This window comes from Pedobacter arcticus A12 (assembly GCF_000302595.1).
Taxonomy (GTDB): Bacteria; Bacteroidota; Bacteroidia; order Sphingobacteriales; family Sphingobacteriaceae; genus Pseudopedobacter; species Pseudopedobacter arcticus.
Map to the genome: position 1 here is coordinate 49,277 of NZ_AKZJ01000014.1, position 20,814 is coordinate 70,090.

The 20,814-nt window shown below is 37.6% G+C and carries 22 protein-coding genes; all 22 read left to right on the forward strand.

Annotated elements, in window-relative coordinates; all coding sequences use genetic code 11:
* Window positions 1–544: 544 nt before the first annotated feature.
* Window positions 545–2,401 carry a histidine kinase dimerization/phosphoacceptor domain -containing protein gene (locus tag B176_RS0100215; RefSeq protein ID WP_017256757.1) on the forward strand — a complete coding sequence of 619 codons (1,857 nt, stop codon included), beginning with the start codon at window positions 545–547 and terminating at the stop codon, window positions 2,399–2,401.
* A gap of 2 nt (window positions 2,402–2,403) precedes the next feature.
* A complete protein-coding gene (locus B176_RS0100220) occupies window positions 2,404–3,012 on the forward strand; it encodes a response regulator transcription factor (RefSeq protein WP_017256758.1) in 609 nt (202 codons plus the stop codon).
* A 152-nt stretch (window positions 3,013–3,164) separates the two neighbouring features.
* The gene (locus B176_RS0100225) at window positions 3,165–3,539 is read left to right on the forward strand and encodes an NADH-quinone oxidoreductase subunit A (protein WP_017256759.1); all 375 of its coding nucleotides are present in this window, start codon (window positions 3,165–3,167) and stop codon (window positions 3,537–3,539) included.
* Window positions 3,540–3,653: 114 nt separating this feature from the next.
* Complete coding sequence (locus B176_RS0100230) at window positions 3,654–4,196, forward strand: NADH-quinone oxidoreductase subunit B (protein ID WP_017256760.1); 543 nt, start codon at window positions 3,654–3,656, stop codon at window positions 4,194–4,196.
* Window positions 4,196–4,699 (forward strand): NADH-quinone oxidoreductase subunit C, encoded by a 504-nt coding sequence (locus tag B176_RS0100235; RefSeq protein ID WP_017256761.1) that lies wholly within the window; start codon window positions 4,196–4,198, stop codon window positions 4,697–4,699. The genes B176_RS0100230 and B176_RS0100235 overlap by 1 nt, the downstream gene beginning before the upstream one ends.
* A gap of 9 nt (window positions 4,700–4,708) precedes the next feature.
* Window positions 4,709–5,944, forward strand: coding sequence for an NADH-quinone oxidoreductase subunit D (locus B176_RS0100240; protein ID WP_017256762.1), 1,236 nt, complete (start codon window positions 4,709–4,711; stop codon window positions 5,942–5,944).
* Window positions 5,937–6,449, forward strand: a complete 513-nt coding sequence (locus B176_RS0100245; protein WP_017256763.1) for an NADH-quinone oxidoreductase subunit NuoE family protein — start codon at window positions 5,937–5,939, stop codon at window positions 6,447–6,449. Before B176_RS0100240 ends, B176_RS0100245 begins: the two co-directional genes overlap by 8 nt.
* Before the next feature lie 141 nt (window positions 6,450–6,590).
* On the forward strand, window positions 6,591–7,955 hold the full coding sequence (nuoF, locus tag B176_RS0100250) for an NADH-quinone oxidoreductase subunit NuoF (protein WP_017256764.1): 1,365 nt from the start codon (window positions 6,591–6,593) through the stop codon (window positions 7,953–7,955).
* Window positions 7,956–7,975: 20 nt separating this feature from the next.
* On the forward strand, window positions 7,976–8,209 hold the full coding sequence (locus tag B176_RS21550; RefSeq protein WP_017256765.1) for a four helix bundle protein: 234 nt from the start codon (window positions 7,976–7,978) through the stop codon (window positions 8,207–8,209).
* Window positions 8,210–8,402: 193 nt separating this feature from the next.
* Window positions 8,403–9,398 (forward strand): 2Fe-2S iron-sulfur cluster-binding protein, encoded by a 996-nt coding sequence (locus B176_RS0100260; RefSeq protein ID WP_017256766.1) that lies wholly within the window; start codon window positions 8,403–8,405, stop codon window positions 9,396–9,398.
* Entirely contained in the window at window positions 9,398–10,435 is a 1,038-nt protein-coding gene (gene nuoH, locus B176_RS0100265; protein ID WP_017256767.1) for an NADH-quinone oxidoreductase subunit NuoH, read from the forward strand. Before B176_RS0100260 ends, nuoH begins: the two co-directional genes overlap by 1 nt.
* Before the next feature lie 71 nt (window positions 10,436–10,506).
* Window positions 10,507–11,031 carry a NuoI/complex I 23 kDa subunit family protein gene (locus tag B176_RS0100270; RefSeq protein ID WP_017256768.1) on the forward strand — a complete coding sequence of 175 codons (525 nt, stop codon included), beginning with the start codon at window positions 10,507–10,509 and terminating at the stop codon, window positions 11,029–11,031.
* Between the two features lie 80 nt (window positions 11,032–11,111).
* Window positions 11,112–11,615: an NADH-quinone oxidoreductase subunit J family protein gene (locus B176_RS0100275; RefSeq protein ID WP_017256769.1), complete on the forward strand. Its 504-nt coding sequence runs from the start codon at window positions 11,112–11,114 to the stop codon at window positions 11,613–11,615.
* Entirely contained in the window at window positions 11,608–11,937 is a 330-nt protein-coding gene (gene nuoK / locus B176_RS0100280; RefSeq protein ID WP_017256770.1) for an NADH-quinone oxidoreductase subunit NuoK, read from the forward strand. The genes B176_RS0100275 and nuoK overlap by 8 nt, the downstream gene beginning before the upstream one ends.
* A gap of 17 nt (window positions 11,938–11,954) precedes the next feature.
* Window positions 11,955–13,856 (forward strand): NADH-quinone oxidoreductase subunit L, encoded by a 1,902-nt coding sequence (nuoL, locus tag B176_RS0100285; RefSeq protein ID WP_017256771.1) that lies wholly within the window; start codon window positions 11,955–11,957, stop codon window positions 13,854–13,856.
* Between the two features lie 20 nt (window positions 13,857–13,876).
* Window positions 13,877–15,331 carry a complex I subunit 4 family protein gene (locus B176_RS0100290; RefSeq protein ID WP_017256772.1) on the forward strand — a complete coding sequence of 485 codons (1,455 nt, stop codon included), beginning with the start codon at window positions 13,877–13,879 and terminating at the stop codon, window positions 15,329–15,331.
* Between the two features lie 8 nt (window positions 15,332–15,339).
* Window positions 15,340–16,719 (forward strand): NADH-quinone oxidoreductase subunit N, encoded by a 1,380-nt coding sequence (locus tag B176_RS0100295; protein WP_017256773.1) that lies wholly within the window; start codon window positions 15,340–15,342, stop codon window positions 16,717–16,719.
* Window positions 16,720–16,770: 51 nt separating this feature from the next.
* Complete coding sequence (locus B176_RS0100300) at window positions 16,771–17,427, forward strand: DedA family protein (RefSeq protein ID WP_017256774.1); 657 nt, start codon at window positions 16,771–16,773, stop codon at window positions 17,425–17,427.
* Window positions 17,417–17,965: an inorganic diphosphatase gene (locus B176_RS0100305; protein WP_017256775.1), complete on the forward strand. Its 549-nt coding sequence runs from the start codon at window positions 17,417–17,419 to the stop codon at window positions 17,963–17,965. The genes B176_RS0100300 and B176_RS0100305 overlap by 11 nt, the downstream gene beginning before the upstream one ends.
* A 3-nt stretch (window positions 17,966–17,968) precedes the next feature.
* Window positions 17,969–19,309 (forward strand): hemolysin family protein, encoded by a 1,341-nt coding sequence (locus tag B176_RS0100310; RefSeq protein ID WP_026063058.1) that lies wholly within the window; start codon window positions 17,969–17,971, stop codon window positions 19,307–19,309.
* Between the two features lie 4 nt (window positions 19,310–19,313).
* On the forward strand, window positions 19,314–20,018 hold the full coding sequence (locus B176_RS0100315; RefSeq protein WP_017256777.1) for a 16S rRNA (uracil(1498)-N(3))-methyltransferase: 705 nt from the start codon (window positions 19,314–19,316) through the stop codon (window positions 20,016–20,018).
* Window positions 20,012–20,704 (forward strand): DUF4159 domain-containing protein, encoded by a 693-nt coding sequence (locus B176_RS0100320; protein WP_017256778.1) that lies wholly within the window; start codon window positions 20,012–20,014, stop codon window positions 20,702–20,704. Before B176_RS0100315 ends, B176_RS0100320 begins: the two co-directional genes overlap by 7 nt.
* The last annotated feature ends 110 nt before the right edge of the window (window positions 20,705–20,814 follow it).

Here is a 20,814-nt window from a genome sequence, read left to right on the forward strand (position 1 = left end):
AAAAATTTTTTGAATTGATCTTTGGTATTCATCTAACGATATACGTTTAGAATGAATGGGGTGAAAACTGTCCCTTAATTACGCCCTTCTACGGATGTTAACAGCTTGGGCTGCCTTTAAAAACTTATTTTAAAAAGGGGATTTTCAATAAATAGCGTCGGAGAAATAAGGCATGCTTTGTTCATACGGATGTACTTTTTGTTAATACAATAATTTACTATTTGGCGAGAGACGTTAAGAGAGTAGTGAGATTTTCAACCTTATATCATTATCGTTTCCGATATAAGAATAATAGAAGAAATGTTCGCTGTCATAATATTTTGTAATTGAATTAAGCCACAAACCTAGCCATTAAACATGCGCCATAAAAGAGACCCCAGGGTTCTATTTTAATCAAAAACCCAATTTTTTATATCTTATTCAATATTTTAGCCCTTTTAGAATACAAACCATAAGTAAATCGTAGCCTTTGATTTTTTATACCAACATTCTTTTAGAGTCATTATATTTTAAACTGTTAAAAGCTCTGATTTTTTCTTTGTGCATGGTAACTGTGCAATCCATTAGTGGATACGCACAACCAAGTTTTGTTTTTCAACCCTCAAAAGGCACAGTAGATTTAAAACCACACTTCAAAATTCTGGAGGATACTATAAATCAGTTTACAGACATAGAGTTTTTACAGAAAGCAGACCGTTTTGAGTTAATAAAGGATTTTAAGCCCAAAGGATCAACTAGTGTTTTTTGGCTCATCACCCGGTTTAGTAGTGCCGAAAAAGCTGAAGCAAGCATTCATTTTAAACACCTAAGCTATGCTGATCTTTACTTTATGGCAGATACGCCTGGGGCTAAACCAATACACCGGCAGGCGGGAGCCTTTAGACCGATAGAAAACATAACAGATGGCGATAGCCGTTTTGATTTTTCTATAAAAATTGACCAAAACGTCCCCTATATTATTTTAATCAAAAGCCATCATACCAAAAAATACCTGCCCGTATTTGATTTTTATCTGAGCGAGCGCTTTACATTTTTGGAAACAAAGTACAAAAGCGAGCTAAACGATCTGTGGCCACAGGGCGCATCTGCTTTGCTTTTTCTTTACATCTTTTTAAGATGGATCACTACCCGTCATCGCCCTTTTATATGGTTGATGCTATTTGTGGCCTCCTTTAATTTATATGGTATTGCGTTAAATAGGTATTTGATCGACTGGTTTTTCCCCTCCATGCCTCATATCGGTTGGTTGCTTCCACAACACTTTCTGCATTTTGGTCTGTTAGGCTTGTATCTGCTTTTGTTGGATTCCTGGGATGTCAAACATAAGAACATCAAACTCTATCAATGGGGAAAAGCTTTAGTCTGTGGATTAATGTTACTTACAATCACAGTTTTTATAAGTAATTATTGTTTTTCAAATTTTGAGTTGGCAGGTAAAATTACCATTAGTTTCCTCCTGTTTTTGTTGGTGTATTCCATAGTTATGCTTTTTAAAGTTTGGAACAAATTAAGTAAACAAGAACTGTACTTAGCTTACGGCCTCATCCTTTTTTTTGGGGTAATTATTATAGGGAGCCTGAGTGTTTTGATTTTTCAGGAGATGTCTTACAATATCATCCCTAATCTTGCCAAAGGAATTTCGATCTGTATCGCATTTTTATTTTTAATGGGATTAAATGGTAGGTTAAGGCAAAACGAACTCGATAATACCAATTACCTAAAAGAACTCAATACTTTGCAACAGCACCAGAATGAAATTCTTGAGGAAAGCGTAAAAGAGAGAACAAATGAGCTGAGCCAAAGAAATGCTCATATTGAAACCTTGATGAATGAAGTTAACCACCGTGTAAAAAACAACCTACAGATGCTTTACAGCCTAAATAGCTTGAGATTGGGAGGAAAAGAAGAAAGCGAAGCGGGTAATATATTAAGAGATAACATTTCTCGCATAAAAGCCATGATGCTAGTAAACGAGAATCTTCAGCTAAGCGAAGACGACCAACAGCTGATACTAAAGCCTTTTGTAAACAGCATCATCGATCATTCTAAAAGAATTTTTGAAGCAGAAAAGCCAGTAGACATCAAGGTTGATATCCCAGAAGAACTCACGCTGGATTCTAAACTTGCTTTGCCCTTAGGACTAATTGTTTCAGAACTGTTGGTAAATTCTTACAAACATGCTTTCAGGAATGTTAACGCTCCTAAAATTTCCATTGCTCTCAACCGTTCAGCCAATAGCTGGAAGATTGTTTATAGCGATAACGGCAATGGACTACCGAAAAATGTTGTTCCATCATTTGGCACAAGTCTAATCCAGGATCTTAGCCGGCAAATTAACGGGAAAATGCAGGTTTTAAGTGATGAAGGCCTTACTTATATTTTTACCATAACATCTAAATAACCATGCGCATACTTATTATTGAAGACGAAATTATTATTGCTCGGTTTATAGAGCAGCAGCTTAAAGCCAATTTTAGTTGTACCGTTCAAATCGCAATTAATTATAATGAGGTGTTAGATGTAATGCCGGAATTTCTGCCACACCTGTTACTCTGTGATATCAATCTCAATGAAAAACTAGATGGAATTGCAATGGTTAAGGAGTTGGAAAAGAGTTATGCCTTTGAGGTTATTTTTATTACCTCTTATCAGTCAAAAATTGTTATTGGGCAAGCTTCTACTGTAAAACCGTTGCATTATCTAATCAAACCCGTAGATGAAGCGGCTATTTATGCGGCAATTAGATTGGCAAGCCCTGTAATAGAAGCGAACGGTAAGCTAGGTCAATTACAACCCGAATATTTGCCCGAACTCGATCTTAATGATACCGAACGTTATATTTTAGGCTTTGTATTGGCAAACAAAACAACTAAAGAAATTGCTGACATCTTACATTTAAGCCATTTCACGGTGAAAAACTATCGGCATAAGCTGTGCCGGAAGCTAAACCTTAAGGATGAAAATAATGCCCTCTTAAAGTGGGCTTTGGCAAACGAAGGTAAAATAAGCTAAGACCTACCATTCTCCTTTTTGATGTAGGGCTTTTAGGGTTGAACCGAAGACTGTTTAACCGACCCAGATTTGGGTTTAAACCAATAGAATTAAGCTCGTAAATTTTACTTATTGTACCGATAACACTATATTTGTAGCATTCAATCAAAAACATGGAAGAAGTAAGCACCCCCATTAATTTTTTGCCCATCATTATTCAATTAGCAGTTGCTTTGGGCTTTGTGGCTTTAACAATGGTTTTAACCCACATGATTGGGCCAAAACGCGTCACCACAGATGTTAAATTAACCGCTTTTGAATCAGGTATTGAAGTAGTAGGTAACGCCCGTCAACCCTTTTCAGTTAAGTATTTTGTGGTAGCAATTATCTTTGTTTTGTTTGATATTGAAGTGATTTTTATGTACCCATGGGCGGTAAACTTTAGATGGCTGGGTTTAAACGGCTTAATCGAGATGTTTATTTTTATGGGAACTTTACTTTTAGGCTTTATCTACGTCATCAAAAAAGATGCGTTAAAATGGGATTAAGTTAGAACTGTTCTAAATAAAAATCATCAACTTTTTACAGCAATAAACTTGATAAATTTGTGGCTTAATTTCCATTTAAGCCCTTTTTGATTTGGTTGAAAAGGATTATAAATTATGAGTGATATTAATTTAGTTGAAGCGCCAGCTGGGATACAAGGAGAAGGCTTTTTTGCTACTTCTTTAGATAAAGTGATTGGGATGGCAAGGGCAAATTCTTTATGGCCATTGCCTTTTGCAACGTCATGTTGCGGAATCGAATTTATGGCGACCATGGGTTCGCACTATGATTTTTCTCGTTTCGGTTCAGAACGTCCTTCGTTTTCTCCACGTCAGGCAGACCTATTAATGGTGATGGGAACCATCGCTAAAAAAATGGCTCCGGTTTTAAAGCAGGTTTATATACAAATGGCAGAACCACGTTGGGTAATTGCAGTTGGTGCCTGTGCAAGTAGCGGTGGTATTTTTGATACTTACTCTGTGTTGCAGGGAATCGATGAAATTATCCCGGTAGATGTTTATGTGCCAGGTTGCCCTCCACGTCCAGAAGCGATTATCAATGGCTTCAATAAAATACAAGACTTAGTAAGAGCAGAATCTTTGCGTAGAAGAGATTCTGAAGAATACACAGCATTATTAGCACAATACGGAATCCAGTAATGGGAAAAATAGCTAATCAAGATATTATAGACAAGCTTAGTGCTCAGTTCGGAGATAAATTTACATCGCCAACGGAGCCTTTTGGTTTGTTAACTTTTGAAACCACAGCAAATGTGATTGCCGAAATGTTGGCGTTTCTAAAAAATGATGAAGACCTTAAGTTTGGTTATTTAACAGACATTACTGCAGTTCATTATCCAGAAGAAGCCAATGCACTTTGCGTAGTTTACCATTTACACAGTTTACAAAACAATGTAAGGGTACGGATTAAAGTTTCTATCCCAGTTTCAAACCCAACTATTCCTACCGCAACTACCCTATGGGAAGGTGCAAATTGGATGGAACGTGAAACATTTGATTTCTTCGGAGTTCAATTTGTAGGGCATCCAAATTTGGTAAGGATATTAAACGTGGATGATATGACAGTTTTCCCGATGAGAAGAGAATTCGCATTGGAAGACCCGAATAGAGTAGATAAAAAAGATTTTTTCTTTGGACGTTAAGTAAAATAAATGAGCAATTTTATAACAGAAACAACGCCAAACAGACCAGTTTATGTAGATAACGACCCGCAAAGCGAGTTAACTACTTTAAACTTAGGGCCAACCCACCCGGCAACACACGGAGTTTTCCAAAATGTGTTACAAATGGATGGCGAGCGTATTGTGAGCGGAGTTTCTACCATTGGTTATATTCACAGAGCGTTTGAAAAAATAGCTGAACACCGTCCATTTTACCAAATTACCACACTTACCGACCGTATGAACTACTGCTCGTCCCCTATCAACAATATGGGCTGGCACATGACGGTTGAAAAACTTTTAGGTATCGAAACGCCAAAGCGAGTAGATTATTTAAGAGTAATTGTGATGGAGTTGAGCCGTATTACAGACCATTTAATCTGTAACGGTATTTTAGGCGTTGATACAGGTGCGTTTACAGGTTTCCTTTATTTAATGGAAGAGCGTGAGCATATCTACGAAATTTTCGAGGAAATATGTGGCGCTCGTTTAACCACTAACATTGGTAGAATTGGTGGTTTTGAAAGAGATTTCAACGACATCGCTTTTGCAAAACTGAATAAGTTTTTAGAGAAATTCCCACCTATATTAAGAGAGTTCGAAGCTTTATTCAACAGAAATAGAATTTTTATAGAACGTACATCAGGTGTTGGTGCGGTTACTCCGGAAGTTGCATTGAATTACAGTTGGAGCGGACCAATTTTAAGAGCAACTGGTGTGGATTATGATGTTCGTGTAAACGAGCCTTATTCTTCTTACCAGGATTTTGATTTTGAAATACCAGTTGGAACCACGGGTGATGTTTACGACCGTTTCATCGTGAGAAACGAAGAAATGTGGCAGAGCTTAAGGATCATCGAACAGGCGCTAGAAAAGCTTAAAGGTGAACCAAAAGGGGTTTTTCATGCCGATGTTCCTGAGTTTTATTTGCCTCCAAAAGAGCAGGTTTATAACAATATGGAGGCTTTAATCTATCACTTTAAAATTGTGATGGGCGAAGTGGATACGCCTAAAACTGAAGTTTACCATGCTGTTGAAGGTGGTAACGGAGAATTAGGATTTTATTTGATCAACGATGGTGGCAGAACGCCTTACCGCTTACATTTCCGCAGACCAAGTTTCATCAATTACCAGATGTATGCACCAATGAGCGCCGGAATGTTATTGTCTGATGCCATTATCAATATGTCTAGTTTAAACGTAATAGCAGGAGAATTAGATGCTTAGAGTAGAAGATACCGCAGCAGTAGAATTTTCTACTGAGTTATTGGCTAAATGTAGCGAAATCATCAGCCGTTACCCGGAAGGAAAGCAGAAGTCGGCTTTATTGCCAATTTTGCATGAAGTGCAAGCTGTTTTCGGTTGGTTGAGTGCAAACTCCATGGATAAAGTAGCTGAGATTTTAAACATTAAAGATATTGAGGTTTATGAAGTTGCCACGTTTTACACGCAATACTTTTTAAAACCCCAAGGTAAATACGTTTTAGAAGTTTGCCGTACCGGGCCTTGCTGTTTAGTTGGTGCAGAAAAACTGATGGAATACATTGGTGAAAAGTTAGGCGTAAAAGAAAACGAAGCTACTGCTGATGGCTTATTTAGCTATCGTGGGGTTGAATGTTTAGCTGCTTGCGGTTATGCACCAGTTTTACAAATTGGTCCAGAATATACTTTTTATGAAAACTTAACGCCAGAATCGGTTGATAAGTTGATTGAGGAGTTGAAGAGTAAGTAAGAGTTAAGAAGCAAGAGCCAAGATGCAAGACTTGTAAATGGCTCGTTAGAGATAAAATAATAGAAGACAAAAAGATCAAGGTAGCAGAGTGAGAGGCTTAAAGTCTTGATACTTGATACTAACATCTTACATCTAAGAACAATGGGTCGCAAATTATTATTAGAACATATTAACGTACCGGGAATAAACACTTTCAAAGTTTATCGTGAGAAAGGTGGCTACCGTTCCGTAGAAAAAGCTTTAAAAACCATGTCGACAGATGAGGTGGTGGAAGAAGTTAAAAAATCTGGTTTACGTGGTCGCGGTGGTGCTGGTTTCCCTACCGGGATGAAGTGGAGCTTTTTAGCCAAGCCAGAAGGTGTTGCTCGTTACTTGGTTTGCAACGCAGATGAGTCTGAGCCCGGAACTTTCAAAGACCGCTATTTAATGACGCACATTCCTCATGCATTAATTGAAGGAATGATTACTTCGAGTTATGCGCTTGGAGCACATACAAGTTACATTTACGTTAGAGGTGAAATGATGCCTCAAATCCGGATTTTAGAAAAAGCAATTGCCGAAGCTAAAGAAGCTGGATTTTTAGGAAAAAATATATTAGGAACAGGTTACGATTTGGAGTTATACGTTCAGCCAGGAGCTGGAGCTTATATCTGTGGAGAAGAAACTGCATTGTTAGAATCACTAGAAGGAAAAAGAGGAAACCCAAGGATTAAACCACCTTTTCCAGCAATTGCCGGCTTGTACGGTTGCCCAACGGTAGTAAATAATGTGGAAACCATTGCAGCGGTTGTTCCAATCATCAATGATGGTGGCGAAGAATATGCTAAAATAGGAATCGGACGTTCAACCGGAACCAAATTGATCTCAGCGTCTGGAAACATTAATAAACCAGGGGTTTATGAAATCGAAATGGGCATTACCGTTGAAGATTTTATTTATTCTGATGAATATTGCGGTGGTATTGCAAACGGAAAAAGACTGAAAGCAGTTGTTGCCGGGGGTTCTTCTGTTCCAATTTTACCAGCAAACTTAATATTGAATTTGGCCAACGGCGAAAAGCGCTTAATGTCTTATGAATCTTTGTCTGAAGGTGGTTTTATCACCGGAACAATGTTAGGTTCTGGAGGTTTTATCGCATTTGACGAAGATCAATCGGTAGTTAGAAATACTTGGAATTTTGCTCGTTTCTATGCTCACGAATCATGCGGACAGTGTTCTCCATGCCGTGAAGGAACAGGTTGGATGGAAAAAGTATTGCATAGCATTGTGAACGGTACAGGTAGACCAAGCGATATGGATTTATTGGTAAACGTTGCAAAACAGATAGAAGGAAATACAATTTGCCCCTTAGGAGATGCAGCAGCTTGGCCGGTAGCTAGTGCAATCCGTCATTTTAGAGATGAATTTCAATGGTACGTGGATAACCCGGAGTTATCACAAAAACAGAATTATGGTTTAGCACATTATGCAGATCCTTTACCTGTTTTAGAAACAATTGAAAATTAAAAAATAATAATTAAAAAAACTTGACAAAGCCGTTTGATATAAGGGAAAGAAGTTTTCTGTTTTCTAAAGAGCTAGTCATATTTATAACGGAAACAAAAGTAGAGAGAATACATGCTCCACTTTTCGACCAATTAATAAGAAGCGGAACTTCTGTAGGAGCAAATATAGAGGAAGGAAGAGCAGGGAGTTCCAAACGTGATTTTAGAAAGTTTTATATTATAGCGCTAAAATCAGCAAATGAAACAAAATATTGATTACGCCTTTTAAAAGAAACAGGAATTGTTAAACCTGCAGACATTTTAAAGGTTGAATCGATGATAAAGGAAATAGAAGAATTATCTAAAATTGTCGCATCAATCGTGATAAACATGGATAAATCGATTTAAAGGATTAAAGTTATTTTTAGGCTTTTGACTTTTTAATTTTAACTTTTGATTTTTCAATTAAATGATAAAAGTAACAATAGACGGAATCCCGACAGAGGTAGAGCCGGGAACAAGTATTTTGAATGCTGCTCGTCAGATTGGTGGAGATATTGTGCCACCGGCAATGTGCTATTACTCGAAACTGGAAGGTAGCGGCGGTAAATGCCGTACTTGTTTGGTAAAGGTGAGCAAGGGTTCTGAAAAAGATCCTCGCCCAATGCCTAAACTGGTTGCAAGCTGCCGTACCAATGTAATGGACGGGATGGAGGTTCAAAATATTACTTCGGCAGAAGTAGTTGAAGCTAGAAAAGGTGTGGTAGAAATGCTTTTGATTAATCATCCATTAGATTGCCCAATTTGTGACCAGGCCGGCGAATGCCATTTGCAGGATTTGAGTTATGAGCATGGTTTGGCAACTACCCGTTACGAATTTGACCGTAGAACATTCGACAAAATTGATATCGGCGATAAGATTCAACTGCACATGACGCGTTGTATTTTATGTTACCGTTGTGTTTACGTGGCAGATCAGATTACGGAAGGTCGAGTACACGGAGTATTAAACAGGGGAGATCACTCAGAAATTTCAACTTATATCCAACAAGCGGTTGATAACGATTTCTCTGGAAATATGATTGATGTTTGCCCGGTTGGCGCTTTAACTGATAAAACTTTCCGTTTTAAAAACAGAGTTTGGTTTACAAAACCAGTAGAAGCGCACAGGGATTGCCCAACATGTACCGGAAAAGTAACTTTGTGGTATAAAGGAGAAGAGGTTTTGCGTGTAACTGGTCGTAAAGATCAATACGGAGAGGTGGAAGATTTTATATGTAACACTTGCCGTTTTGATAAAAAGGAGACTAAAGATTGGGTGATTGAAGGACCTAGAGAAGTTTCTCGCCAGTCGGTAATTAATTCTAATCATTACGATAAGCTACAGCCAGCACAAGTTGTTAAGAAAAACCTGGAGCTGATGGAGGCGAATAAAGTACAACTAGAAAGAGCTAAGAAATTTTAATGGAAGTAGCATTTTTAATAGAAAAAACGGTTTTAGTTTTAGTGTTATTTACATTAACGCTAAGTATTGCAGCATACTCAACTTGGCTAGAGCGTAAAGTTGCGGCCTGGTTGCAAGATAGGGTTGGGCCAAACAGAGCCGGAATTTTTGGTTTATTACAGCCTTTGGCAGATGGTGGTAAAATGTTTTTTAAGGAAGAGATTATTCCAAGTGGTGCAAATAAGTGGCTGTTTATTGCAGGACCGTCTTTGGCGTTATTGGTTTCTTTTTTAGGAAGTGCAGTTCTTCCTTTCGGGCAAAATATTGAACTTTTTGGTAGATCAATTCCGTTACAGGTTACAGATATTAACGTTGGTATCCTGTATATTTTCGGCGTTGTTTCTTTAGGCGTTTACGGAATTATGATTGGTGGTTGGGCATCAAACAACAAGTACTCTTTAATGGGCGCTATCCGCGGTGCCTCACAAAATATCAGTTACGAGATTGCAATGGGATTATCCATCATTGCTTTGCTTTTGGTAACTAATTCTTTAAGTTTTAAAGTAATTGCAGAACAGCAACATGGCTGGCACTGGAATATTTTAGTACAACCGCTTGGTTTTTTGATCTTTTTGATTTGTTCTTTTGCAGAAACCAATCGTGTGCCTTTTGATTTACCAGAGTGCGAAACGGAGTTAATTGGTGGTTACCAAACAGAGTATTCTGGCTTTAAAATGGGGGCCTACATGTTTTCTGAATACATCAACATGTTTGTTTCATCGGCGGTAATGGCGGTTCTATATTTCGGTGGTTATAATTATCCTGGAATGGACACGGTGAACGAACTGTTAGGTCCAACTTGGGGTCCGCTGATTGGAGTGGTCGTAATGTTTGCCAAAATTATTGCATTCATCTTTTTCTTTATGTGGGTGCGTTGGACAGTTCCGCGTTTCCGTTATGATCAATTGATGGATTTAGGTTGGAAAGTTTTAATTCCGTTGGCAATTGCCAACATTGTAATTACAGCAATTGTAATCACGATAGTAGATAAATTATAGTATGTCAGGCTGAGCGGAGTCGAAGCCCCGCTCAGCCTGACAAAACGGAGAAGACAAAACGATAAATGATAATGGAATCATTAAGTGGTAGAAAAAAAGTATTAGAACAAAAACCAATGAATTTTTGGGAGCGCATTTATTTGCCTGCCATTTTCAGAGGGATGGGCATTACTTTTATGCACATGTTCAAAAAGAAAGAGACGATCCATTACCCAGAACAGGAACGTGAGTTTTCTGAAAACTGGAGAGGGATGCACTCTTTGAAAAGAGACGAAAACGGAGCAGAGCGTTGTACCGCTTGTGGTTTGTGCGCTTTATCTTGCCCTGCAGAAGCAATCACAATGATTGCCTCAGAGCGTGAAAAAGGCGAAGAGCATTTATACCGCGAAGAAAAGTATGCCGCAGTTTACGAAATCAACATGTTGCGTTGTATTTTCTGTGGTTTATGCGAAGAAGCCTGCCCTAAAGAAGCAATTTACTTAGACGGACCAATTGTGCCGGCTGATTATTTACGTAAAGATTTTATATACGGAAAAGATAAATTGGTGGAAATGCCAATTACAGAACTGGAAGCTTTAAAAGGGGCTAAAGTTTAGTTTTGGGGATTACAGCCCATAATTAGTTCAAAAATTTTACCTTTGCCCATCAAAAAAAGGCAATTGCAGATTATACATCGATGAGTTTATTTTACTTTGTTTCATTCTTATCTATCCTATTTTCCCTTCTGGTGATTTTCACCAAGAACCCGGTTTATAGTGTATTGGCCTTAATAGCCACTTTCTTCACCTTCACGATTCAATATATTTTGCTGAATGCTCAATTTTTGGCTGTGGTGAATTTTATTGTGTACATGGGAGCCATTATGGTGCTTTTCCTTTTTGTACTGATGTTGATGAACCTCAATAAAGAAAGTGAGCCTATGAAATCTAACCTCATTAAAGTTGTTGGCGTGATTGCAGGCGGTACATTACTGGTTACTTTAGTGGGTGCTACAAAAATGCTTCAAACATCAGAAGTAAGTGCATTGCCAAACTCAGACATTGGCTTGGTAGAAAACCTTGGAAAAGTACTTTTCAACGAGTTTTTACTACCGTTTGAACTGTCATCAATTCTTTTACTCACCGCATTGGTTGGTGCAGTATTATTAGCTAAAAAAGATAAACGAACTCAAAATGGATAATATTACAGCAACCATTCAAGTAGTTCCACTTAATCATTACATATTATTAAGTGCAATTATATTTACCATAGGCGTAATTGGAGTTTTGATCAGAAGAAACGCCATTATAATTTTTATGTCGGTAGAGTTGATGTTAAATGCAGTGAATTTACTGCTGACAGCATTTTCTGCATACAGCGGAGACGCCTCTGGACAAGTATTTGTGTTTTTTATTATGGCATTGGCCGCGGCCGAAGTTGCTGTAGGTCTGGCCATTATTGTAATGGTTTACCGTAACACAAACTCGGTAGATATTAATGTGTTGAACAGGTTAAAGTGGTAAATTTTTTATAAAGCTAGATGATAGACTTAGTTTGGTTAATTCCGTTATTCCCCTTTATTGGTTTTCTAATTTGTGGCGTTGGTAGAAATGTGTTGCCGAAAGCCGTATTGGGAACCATAGCAAGCTTAGCAGTTATCGCTTCTTTTAGCTTTAGTTTAGGGATATTCTTTGAATTTAATTCAGTAGAACCTGTTATAATTAATTTATTTGATTGGATTAAAGTAGGGAATGTAAATATTCCTTTCGCGTTCCAAATAGATCAGTTAAGTATCCTGATGTTGTTGATCATTACCGGGATTGGATCGCTTATCCATATCTACTCTACGGGTTACATGAAAACTGATGCTGGTTATGGTAAGTTTTTCTCGTACCTAAACTTATTTGTTTTCTTCATGCTGTTGCTTGTTTTAGGAGCAAACTACATTGTGATGTTTATCGGTTGGGAAGGTGTTGGATTGTGTTCTTATTTATTGATAGGTTTTTGGTTTACAAATGGCGCTTTCGCTGATGCGGCTAAAAAAGCCTTCATCATGAACAGAATTGGTGATTTAGGATTCTTAATCGCCGTTTTCATTATTATCGCAACGTTTGGAAGTGCAACCTTTACAGATGTTTTCCCCAAAGCACAAGGAATGGTTTCTGGCGATACTACGCTAACATTGATTACCATTTTGTTATTTGTAGGCACAACCGGTAAATCAGCGCAATTGCCTTTGTTTACTTGGTTACCAGATGCAATGGCCGGACCAACTCCCGTTTCTGCATTGATACATGCGGCAACTATGGTAACGGCAGGGATTTATATGATTGCGAGATCTAACATCATGTTTAGCCTTTCGCCAATTACCATGAGCATTATAGCGGTTATCGGGTTAGCTACAGCAATTATAGCTGCAATCATCGCGATTACGCAAACAGATATTAAAAAAGTACTGGCTTATTCTACGGTTTCGCAGTTAGGTTACATGTTTTTAGGATTAGGTGTTGGAGCTTATACAGCGGCTTTTTTCCACGTAATTACCCACGCTTTCTTTAAAGCTCTATTATTCTTGGGCGCAGGTTCTGTAATTCACGCAATGAGTAACGAACAGGATATGCGGAATATGGGTGGACTAAAAAAGAAATTGCCAATCACATTTATCACCATGTTATTGGCAACAATTGCAATTTCTGGTCTGCCTCCTTTCTCCGGTTTCTTTTCTAAAGATGAGATTTTAGCGAATGTTTTTGAACATAATAAAGTACTTTGGATCATTGGTGTTTTAGGTGCGCTGTTAACAGCATTCTATATGTTCAGGATGATGTTTTTAACTTTCTGGGGTTCTTTTAGAGGAACAACTGAACAGAAAAGTCATTTACATGAGTCTCCGTTTTCAATGACGATTCCTTTAATCATTCTGGCGATACTTTCTGTGGTGGGTGGTTTTATCAACGTTCCAGAAGTATTAGGCGGTGGACATTGGTTAGCCAGTTATTTAGCGCCCGTATTTGAAGGCTCAACCTCACGTTTAGGCGAATTAGCGTTATCTCATTCCACAGAATATATGTTAATGGGGATTTCCGTAGGTGGGGTAATCATAGCAATCGGCTTTGCTTATTTCAAATATGTTAAAAATGCACATGTGCCTATTTCTGATAGCGAGAACAGATCAGCGTTAGCTAAAATATCATACAACAAATTTTACTTCGACGAATTTTACGCAGCCATCATCACCAAACCTTTAGATGCACTTTCGGTGTTTTTCTATAAAGTAGTTGATAAGGCAGGTATAGATGGTATTGTAAACGGCGTTGCAAAAGCACCTATCGAGGCAAGTAAAGGCTTCCGTTTGTTACAGACCGGAAACGTTGGTTTTTATATTTTCGCGATGGTTGTGGGCGTTGTGGTGGTGTTGGCATATAGTTTTTTTAAATTTTAGGGTTTCGAATTAGAGAATAGATGAATTTATTAATCTTATTATTTTTTCCTTTAGTGGGTTCAATAGCAGTTCTATTGAATAAAAATTATGCAAAGCAAACCGCTTTAATTAGTTCCATCATCACTTTGGGCTTTGCAGTAACCATGCTCTGTAACTTTTTGCCCGAAGCAGGAAAGCAGTTTGTAGTTGACCTCCCTTGGATTCCTCAATTGGGTATCAGCTTTAAAGCGGGTATTGATGGAATTAGCATGTTGATGGTATTGTTGACCACAGGTTTGGTTCCGCTTATCATCTTATCTGGTTTCCAAAGAACTTTTAAAAATCCTTCGGCTTTATTTGCATTGGTTTTGTTTATGCAATCGGGTTTACTGGTTGTGTTTACAGCGTCTGATGCGTTCTTGTTTTACGTAGGATGGGAAGCGTCTTTAATCCCTATTTATTTCATCGCCGCAATCTGGGGTGGTGCAGACAGAATTAAAGTAACGATGAAGTTTTTCATCTATACGTTTGCAGGTTCATTGTTTATGCTTTTAGGAATTATCTATCTGCATTTACAAACTCCAGGAAACACCTATGATATCGAAGCTTTTTATGCACTTAGTTTAGATAGCGCTACACAGGGCTGGTTATTCTGGTGTTTCTTTATCGCTTTTGCAGTTAAAATGCCAGTTTTCCCTTTCCATACTTGGCAACCAAATACCTATGCAGAGTCTCCAACTATTGGAACCATGCTTTTAGCAGCAATCATGTTAAAAATGGGTATTTACGGAGTAATCAGATGGTTGATTCCTGTGGTACCAATTGGTTTTTTACAATGGAAAGAACTAGCATTGATCCTTTGCATCATCGGAATCGTTTATGCTTCGATTATTGCTTTCAAACAAAAAGATATCAAACGTTTAATTGCTTATTCTTCGATAGCTCACGTGGGTTTAATTGCCGCTGGTGTTTTTACGTGGAATGTGCAAGGCGTACAAGGTGCAATGATTCAAATGATCAATCACGGTATTAACGTATTGGGGCTGTTTTTTGTAGCAGATATCATCATAGATCGTTTAAAAACCAGGGAAATAGCATCGATGGGCGGTATTGCTAAAATCGCTCCAAAGCTTTCTATAGCTTTTTTGATTATTTTATTAGGTGCAGTTGCATTGCCTTTAACAAACGGATTCATCGGAGAGTTCCTGTTGTTATTAGGTGTTTACAAGTTTAATATCTGGGCAGCCGGTATCGCAGGTTTAACAATCATATTTGCGGCGGTTTATTTATTAAGGCTGTACAAAGACGTGATGCAAGGAACTTTAAACGATCTCACTGCATCGTTCAAAGACATCAAAGGATCTGAGGTTGTGCTTTTAAGTATTGTTTGTGCTTTAGTTATCATTATCGGTGTGTATCCACAGCCAGTTCTACATATTTCTGAGTCAGCAGTAACAGAATTGATAGGTCAAGTAAATAGTAAATTAGCGTTTTAATCATAAGAATGAACACTTTAATAGTTATATCAATTTTAGCCCTTGTAGTTCTTTATTTAGGACTATTTAAAGCAAAAAATGCATTATTACCTGTTAGTATCTTAGGATTATTAGGTGCTTTAGCATTGGCAGTTTGCGAGTGGAACAGTGGTGCATCGCCCATTTTTAGCGGGATGATGCATTTTGACAATTTTGCAGTTGCTTTTTCTGCCTTAACCATTATCTCTACTATTTTAATATTGCTGCTTTCAAAAACGTATTTCGAGAAAATCAGTGAAAACGTTGCCGAATATTATACCATCATCCTATTTGCTTTAGTAGGTATTATTGTCATGGTTTCTTACCATAATTTATCTATGCTGTTCATCGGTTTAGAAATTATGTCGGTAAGTTTATATGTGTTGGCAGGTATCAAAAAGCGTGATTTTGCATCTAACGAAGCGGCATTAAAGTATTTTTTAATGGGTGCATTCTCTACCGGTTTTTTACTGTTCGGGATTGCATTAATTTATGGCGCTTCACATTCGTTTGATTTAAGCGAGATTGCAAAATACGTAACAGATCGCCCAACCGGGATTGATCCTATTTTTTACGTAGGGATTATTTTGGTGATGGTTGGTATGTGTTTTAAAATTGGTGCTGCTCCGTTTCATTTCTGGGTACCAGATGTTTATGAAGGTTCACCAACATTGATTACTACGTTTATGGCAACGGTAGTAAAAACAGCTGGTTTCGCTGCTTTTTTAAGAATATTCTCTGTTTGCTTTGCGCCACTTTCAGAATTTTGGATGCCTACCTTACTGGGAATCACCATTCTTACTTTGTTCATCGGGAATATTACCGCATTATTTCAAACTAACTTCAAAAGAATGTTAACCTATTCTAGCGTTTCACACGCTGGTTATATGTTATTTGCAATTGTAGCTTTAGGTGCAAGTTCTTTTAACGCAGTTTTTGTTTATGCAGCGGCCTATTCTTTGGCATCGATTATTGCGTTTGGAGTTTTGATATTGGTTAAAGAACAAACCGGTAGCGAGAACTTTGAAAGCTTTAATGGTTTAGGTAAAAAGAATCCATTTTTGGCTTTCTCGGTAACTGTGGCTATGCTTTCTTTCGCGGGTATTCCGTTGACGGCAGGGTTTATCGGTAAGTTTTTTATGTTCTCAACGGCTTTGCAAGAATACCATACATGGTTAATTGTATTGGCAATCATTAACGCGGTTATTTCTATATATTACTACTTCAAGGTAATTGTTGCTATGTATTTTAAAGATGCAGAACGTAAGGAAGTGCCATCTAACGCTTATTATAAATTGGTATTAGGCGTATCGGTTATTGCAACAATTGTGTTGGGAGTTTACCCATCTTTAATCACAGATTTTTTTTAAAAACGGAATGATTATAAAATTACAATAATATTTGTAGTTTTATAAGAAGCTATGTATGAGATCTGGGAGCACATCACAAAATTTTCAAATGCTGAAGAAATTATCCGCCAAGGAGGTTTTTATCTTATAGTATTTGTAGTATTCGCAGAAACAGGCTTGTTTTTCGGGTTTTTCCTTCCCGGAGATTATCTTTTATTTTTAGCGGGAATGTTTGTCGCTACCGGCAAATTAGATACTGGTATTGTTACTATGGTACTTGGTTTGATATTTGCTGCGTCGGCAGGAAACTTTGTAGGTTACTGGTTTGGTTATCGAACCGGGCCCATGCTTTATAAAAGGGAAGATAGTTTCTTTTTTAAAAAGAAATACTTAAAAGCAGCAGAGGCTTACTATAGGAAGCAAGGAGCTTTCGCATTGATAATGGGAAGGTTTGTGCCAATTGTTAGAACGTTTGCACCAATTGTTGCGGGTGTGGTAAAGCTGGATCTTAAGCGGTTCGCTTTTTACAATATCTTTGGGGCAATCATTTGGATTACTTCATTAACATTATTAGGCTACTTTTTAGGAAAAGAATTTAAAGAAGAGATAGAAAATTATTTAGGATATATTATTTTTGGATTTATAGCATTAACTACAATTCCATTATTAATAGCCTTTTTTAAAAGAAATTTAGGTAAAACAACAGAACACATCGAAAATGATAAATAATCATCACCCTTGGCACTCCATTTCGCCCGGAGAAAATGCACCAGAATGCGTTACCGCAATTATTGAAATTCCAAAAGGATCAAAAGCAAAATACGAAATAGATAAAGATTCGGGTCTTTTAAAGCTAGATAGGATGTTGTTCTCTTCTGTAATGTATCCAGCAAATTACGGCTTCATCCCGCAAACTTATTGCGATGATCATGACCCTTTAGATATTTTGGTGCTTTGTGCTGCAGATGTTTATCCAATGTCAATTGTAGAAGCAAAAGTTATTGGGGTAATGCACATGGTAGATAACGGTGAGCAGGACGATAAAATCATCGCGGTAGCTAAAAATGATATGTCGGTTAATTATATCGAAGATTTAAAAGAACTTCCTCCACATACCATGAAAGAGATTGTTCGGTTTTTCCAGGATTACAAGGCATTAGAAGAAAAAAACGTTACTATAGAGCATCTTTTAGGAAAAAGTTACGCCTATAAAGTGATACAAGAAAGCATAGAATTATATAATTCTACGTTCAGAAACAAAATATAAAAAATGGACCCCCACCTCGAGATAAGCGGATTTCACATATTTTTAACCATATTTTTGGTTTTACTTAACGGATTTTTTGTTGCAGCAGAGTTTGCAATAGTTAAAGTACGTGGCTCTCAAATAGAAATAAAAGCAAAAACTGGCAGCAGGGTTGCCAATATTGCTAAACACATGACTGGGCATTTAGACGGCTACTTGGCCGCAACTCAGTTAGGAATTACCTTGGCATCTTTAGGTTTAGGTTGGGTTGGTGAAGGCGTAATGTCGGCTTTCGTACTCAACATATTTAACTTTTTGTCCCTGCCGATATCAGCTAGTTTAGCTACAACGTTAGGTCATGTTTTAGCCTTTGCCATCATCACAGTGTTGCACATTGTTTTTGGTGAATTGGCACCTAAGACTTTAGCTATTCAGCGCCCGGTGGCAACCACAATGGCTATCGCTTTACCTTTACAGGTTTTTTATGTGGTTTTTAAGCCATTCATTTATGTGTTAAATGGCTTCGCAAATCTAATTTTAAAGCTATTCGGAATTAATGCAGCCGATTCGCATGACGCTCTGCATTCGTCAGAAGAGCTACAATATCTTTTAGATCAGGGTAAAGAGTCTGGTGCTATTGATAAAGCGGAACACGAATTGATTAAAAACGTATTTGATTTTAATGAGCGTGTGGTAAAGAACATCATGGTTCCGCGAACTAAAATATCAGCGATAGAATTGTCAGACTCTAAGGAAGACCTTTTAGATACCATAATTTCTGAGGGATATTCAAGGATACCCGTTTACGATGAAACGATTGATAAAATTGTGGGTATTGTGAATGCAAAAGATATTTTATCATTATTGGTAAGGCATGGCGAGTTTAATTTGAAGGATATTTTAAGGAAGCCTTTGTTTGTTCCAGAATCAAAAAAAATCAACGATTTAATGGCGGAGCTTAAGCTTAAGCGTATGCAGATTGCCATTGTTTTAGATGAGTTTGGAGGAACAGCTGGTATGGTTACCTTAGAAGATATTGTAGAGGAATTGGTAGGTGATATCCAAGATGAGTACGATGAGGAAAAACCTTTGGTAGAAAAAGTGTCTGACGATGAATTTATCGTAACAGCATCTGCTTCTGTTTACGACGCAAACGAATTTTTACCTCATGATTTACCGGAAGACGAAGATTATGATACCGTTGCCGGTTTGTTAAGCGAAATTTTTGGTAAAATTCCAGAAGTTGGGGAAACTAAAGATTTTAATGGCTACACTTTTACCATTCTTAAAAAAGTAGATCAGAATATTGAGTCTGTTAAATTGCAATTATTTGTAGAAAAATCAGAACAGGTAGATAATCATTAAAATCATGCATTTATTTTATACGCCTGATATCAAATCAACCATTTATCAGTTGAATGAGGAAGAAAGCAAACACTGCATCCGAGTTTTAAGGTTGAAAGTTGGCGATAAAGTAAATCTAATTGATGGTAAAGGTGGTTTTTACCTAGCCGAGATTATAAGTGATCATCCAAAGCGAACAGAACTACATATCGTTGAAGCGCAACAGGAATACGCAAAGCGTAACCACTACCTACATATTGCTGTTGCACCAACAAAAAACATCGACAGGTTTGAGTGGTTTTTAGAGAAAGCTACCGAAATTGGTATCGATGAAATTACCCCTATAATCTGTGACCGTTCCGAACGGAAGGAAGTAAAAACCGATCGTTCCAACAAAATTATTACTACAGCTATCAAGCAGTCACTTAAAGCTTATCATCCGCTTTTAAATCCGCAACAATCTTTTAGAGAATTTATTTCTAAAGCTAAGGCTGATGTTAAATACATAGCCCATTGCGAGGAAAATCAAAAATCAGCGATTAAAGAGGGATTTAAAAAACAACTTAATTACCTTGTTTTAATTGGTCCGGAGGGCGATTTTTCTACCACAGAAATAGAGCTGGCTTTGCAAAGCGGATTTGTTCCCATAACTTTAGGCGAAAGCAGGTTAAGGACGGAGACTGCGGCTTTAGAAGCATGTTTTGAAATCAATTATCTGAATCGATGCTGAGAGTTAAGAGTTTAAAGTCAAAAGTTAAAAGTGTAGGGCTTTGTGCCTTTCTACTTTTTACTTTCTACTTTTTACTTTCGTTTACGAATCCCACCTATAAAATTGCTAAACTAAAATATAATGGCGGTGGCGATTGGTATGCTAACCGTACAGCTTTACCTAATTTAATCGCTTTTTGTAATCAGAATTTAGGAACGCAAATTGCGCCAGAAGATGCCACCGTAGAAGTTGGTAGTCGAGATTTATTCAATTATCCCTTTGTTTATTTAACAGGCCATGGAAACGTCGTGTTCTCCAATCAAGAAGCTGAAAATTTGAGAAAGTATTTATTGGCAGGCGGTTTTTTGCATATTGACGACAACTATGGCTTAGATAAATTTATTAGGCCACAAATGAAAAAGGTTTTTCCCGAATTGGACTTTGTTGAATTGCCGTCAAACCATCCTGTTTATAGTCAGAAATTCAAATTTCCGAACGGATTACCAAAAATCCATGAGCATGACGGTAAAAGAGCCCAAGGTTTTGCGTTAATTTATAAAGGAAGGGTTGTTTGTTTTTACACTTACGAATGTGATTTAGGGAACGGTTGGGAAGACTTTGGCACCTATCCCGAAGATTCACCTGCGAGTCGGGAGAAAGCGCTTAAAATGGGCGCAAATTTGATTCAGTTTGCTTTAACGCAGTAATCTTTTATCTTTTCACTTTTCTTCGACGTTCTACAGTCGCTGTTTCCCTCATATCAAATTACATGAGCCTCATCATCAGAACTTATAGCGGATTGGTGATAACACCAACC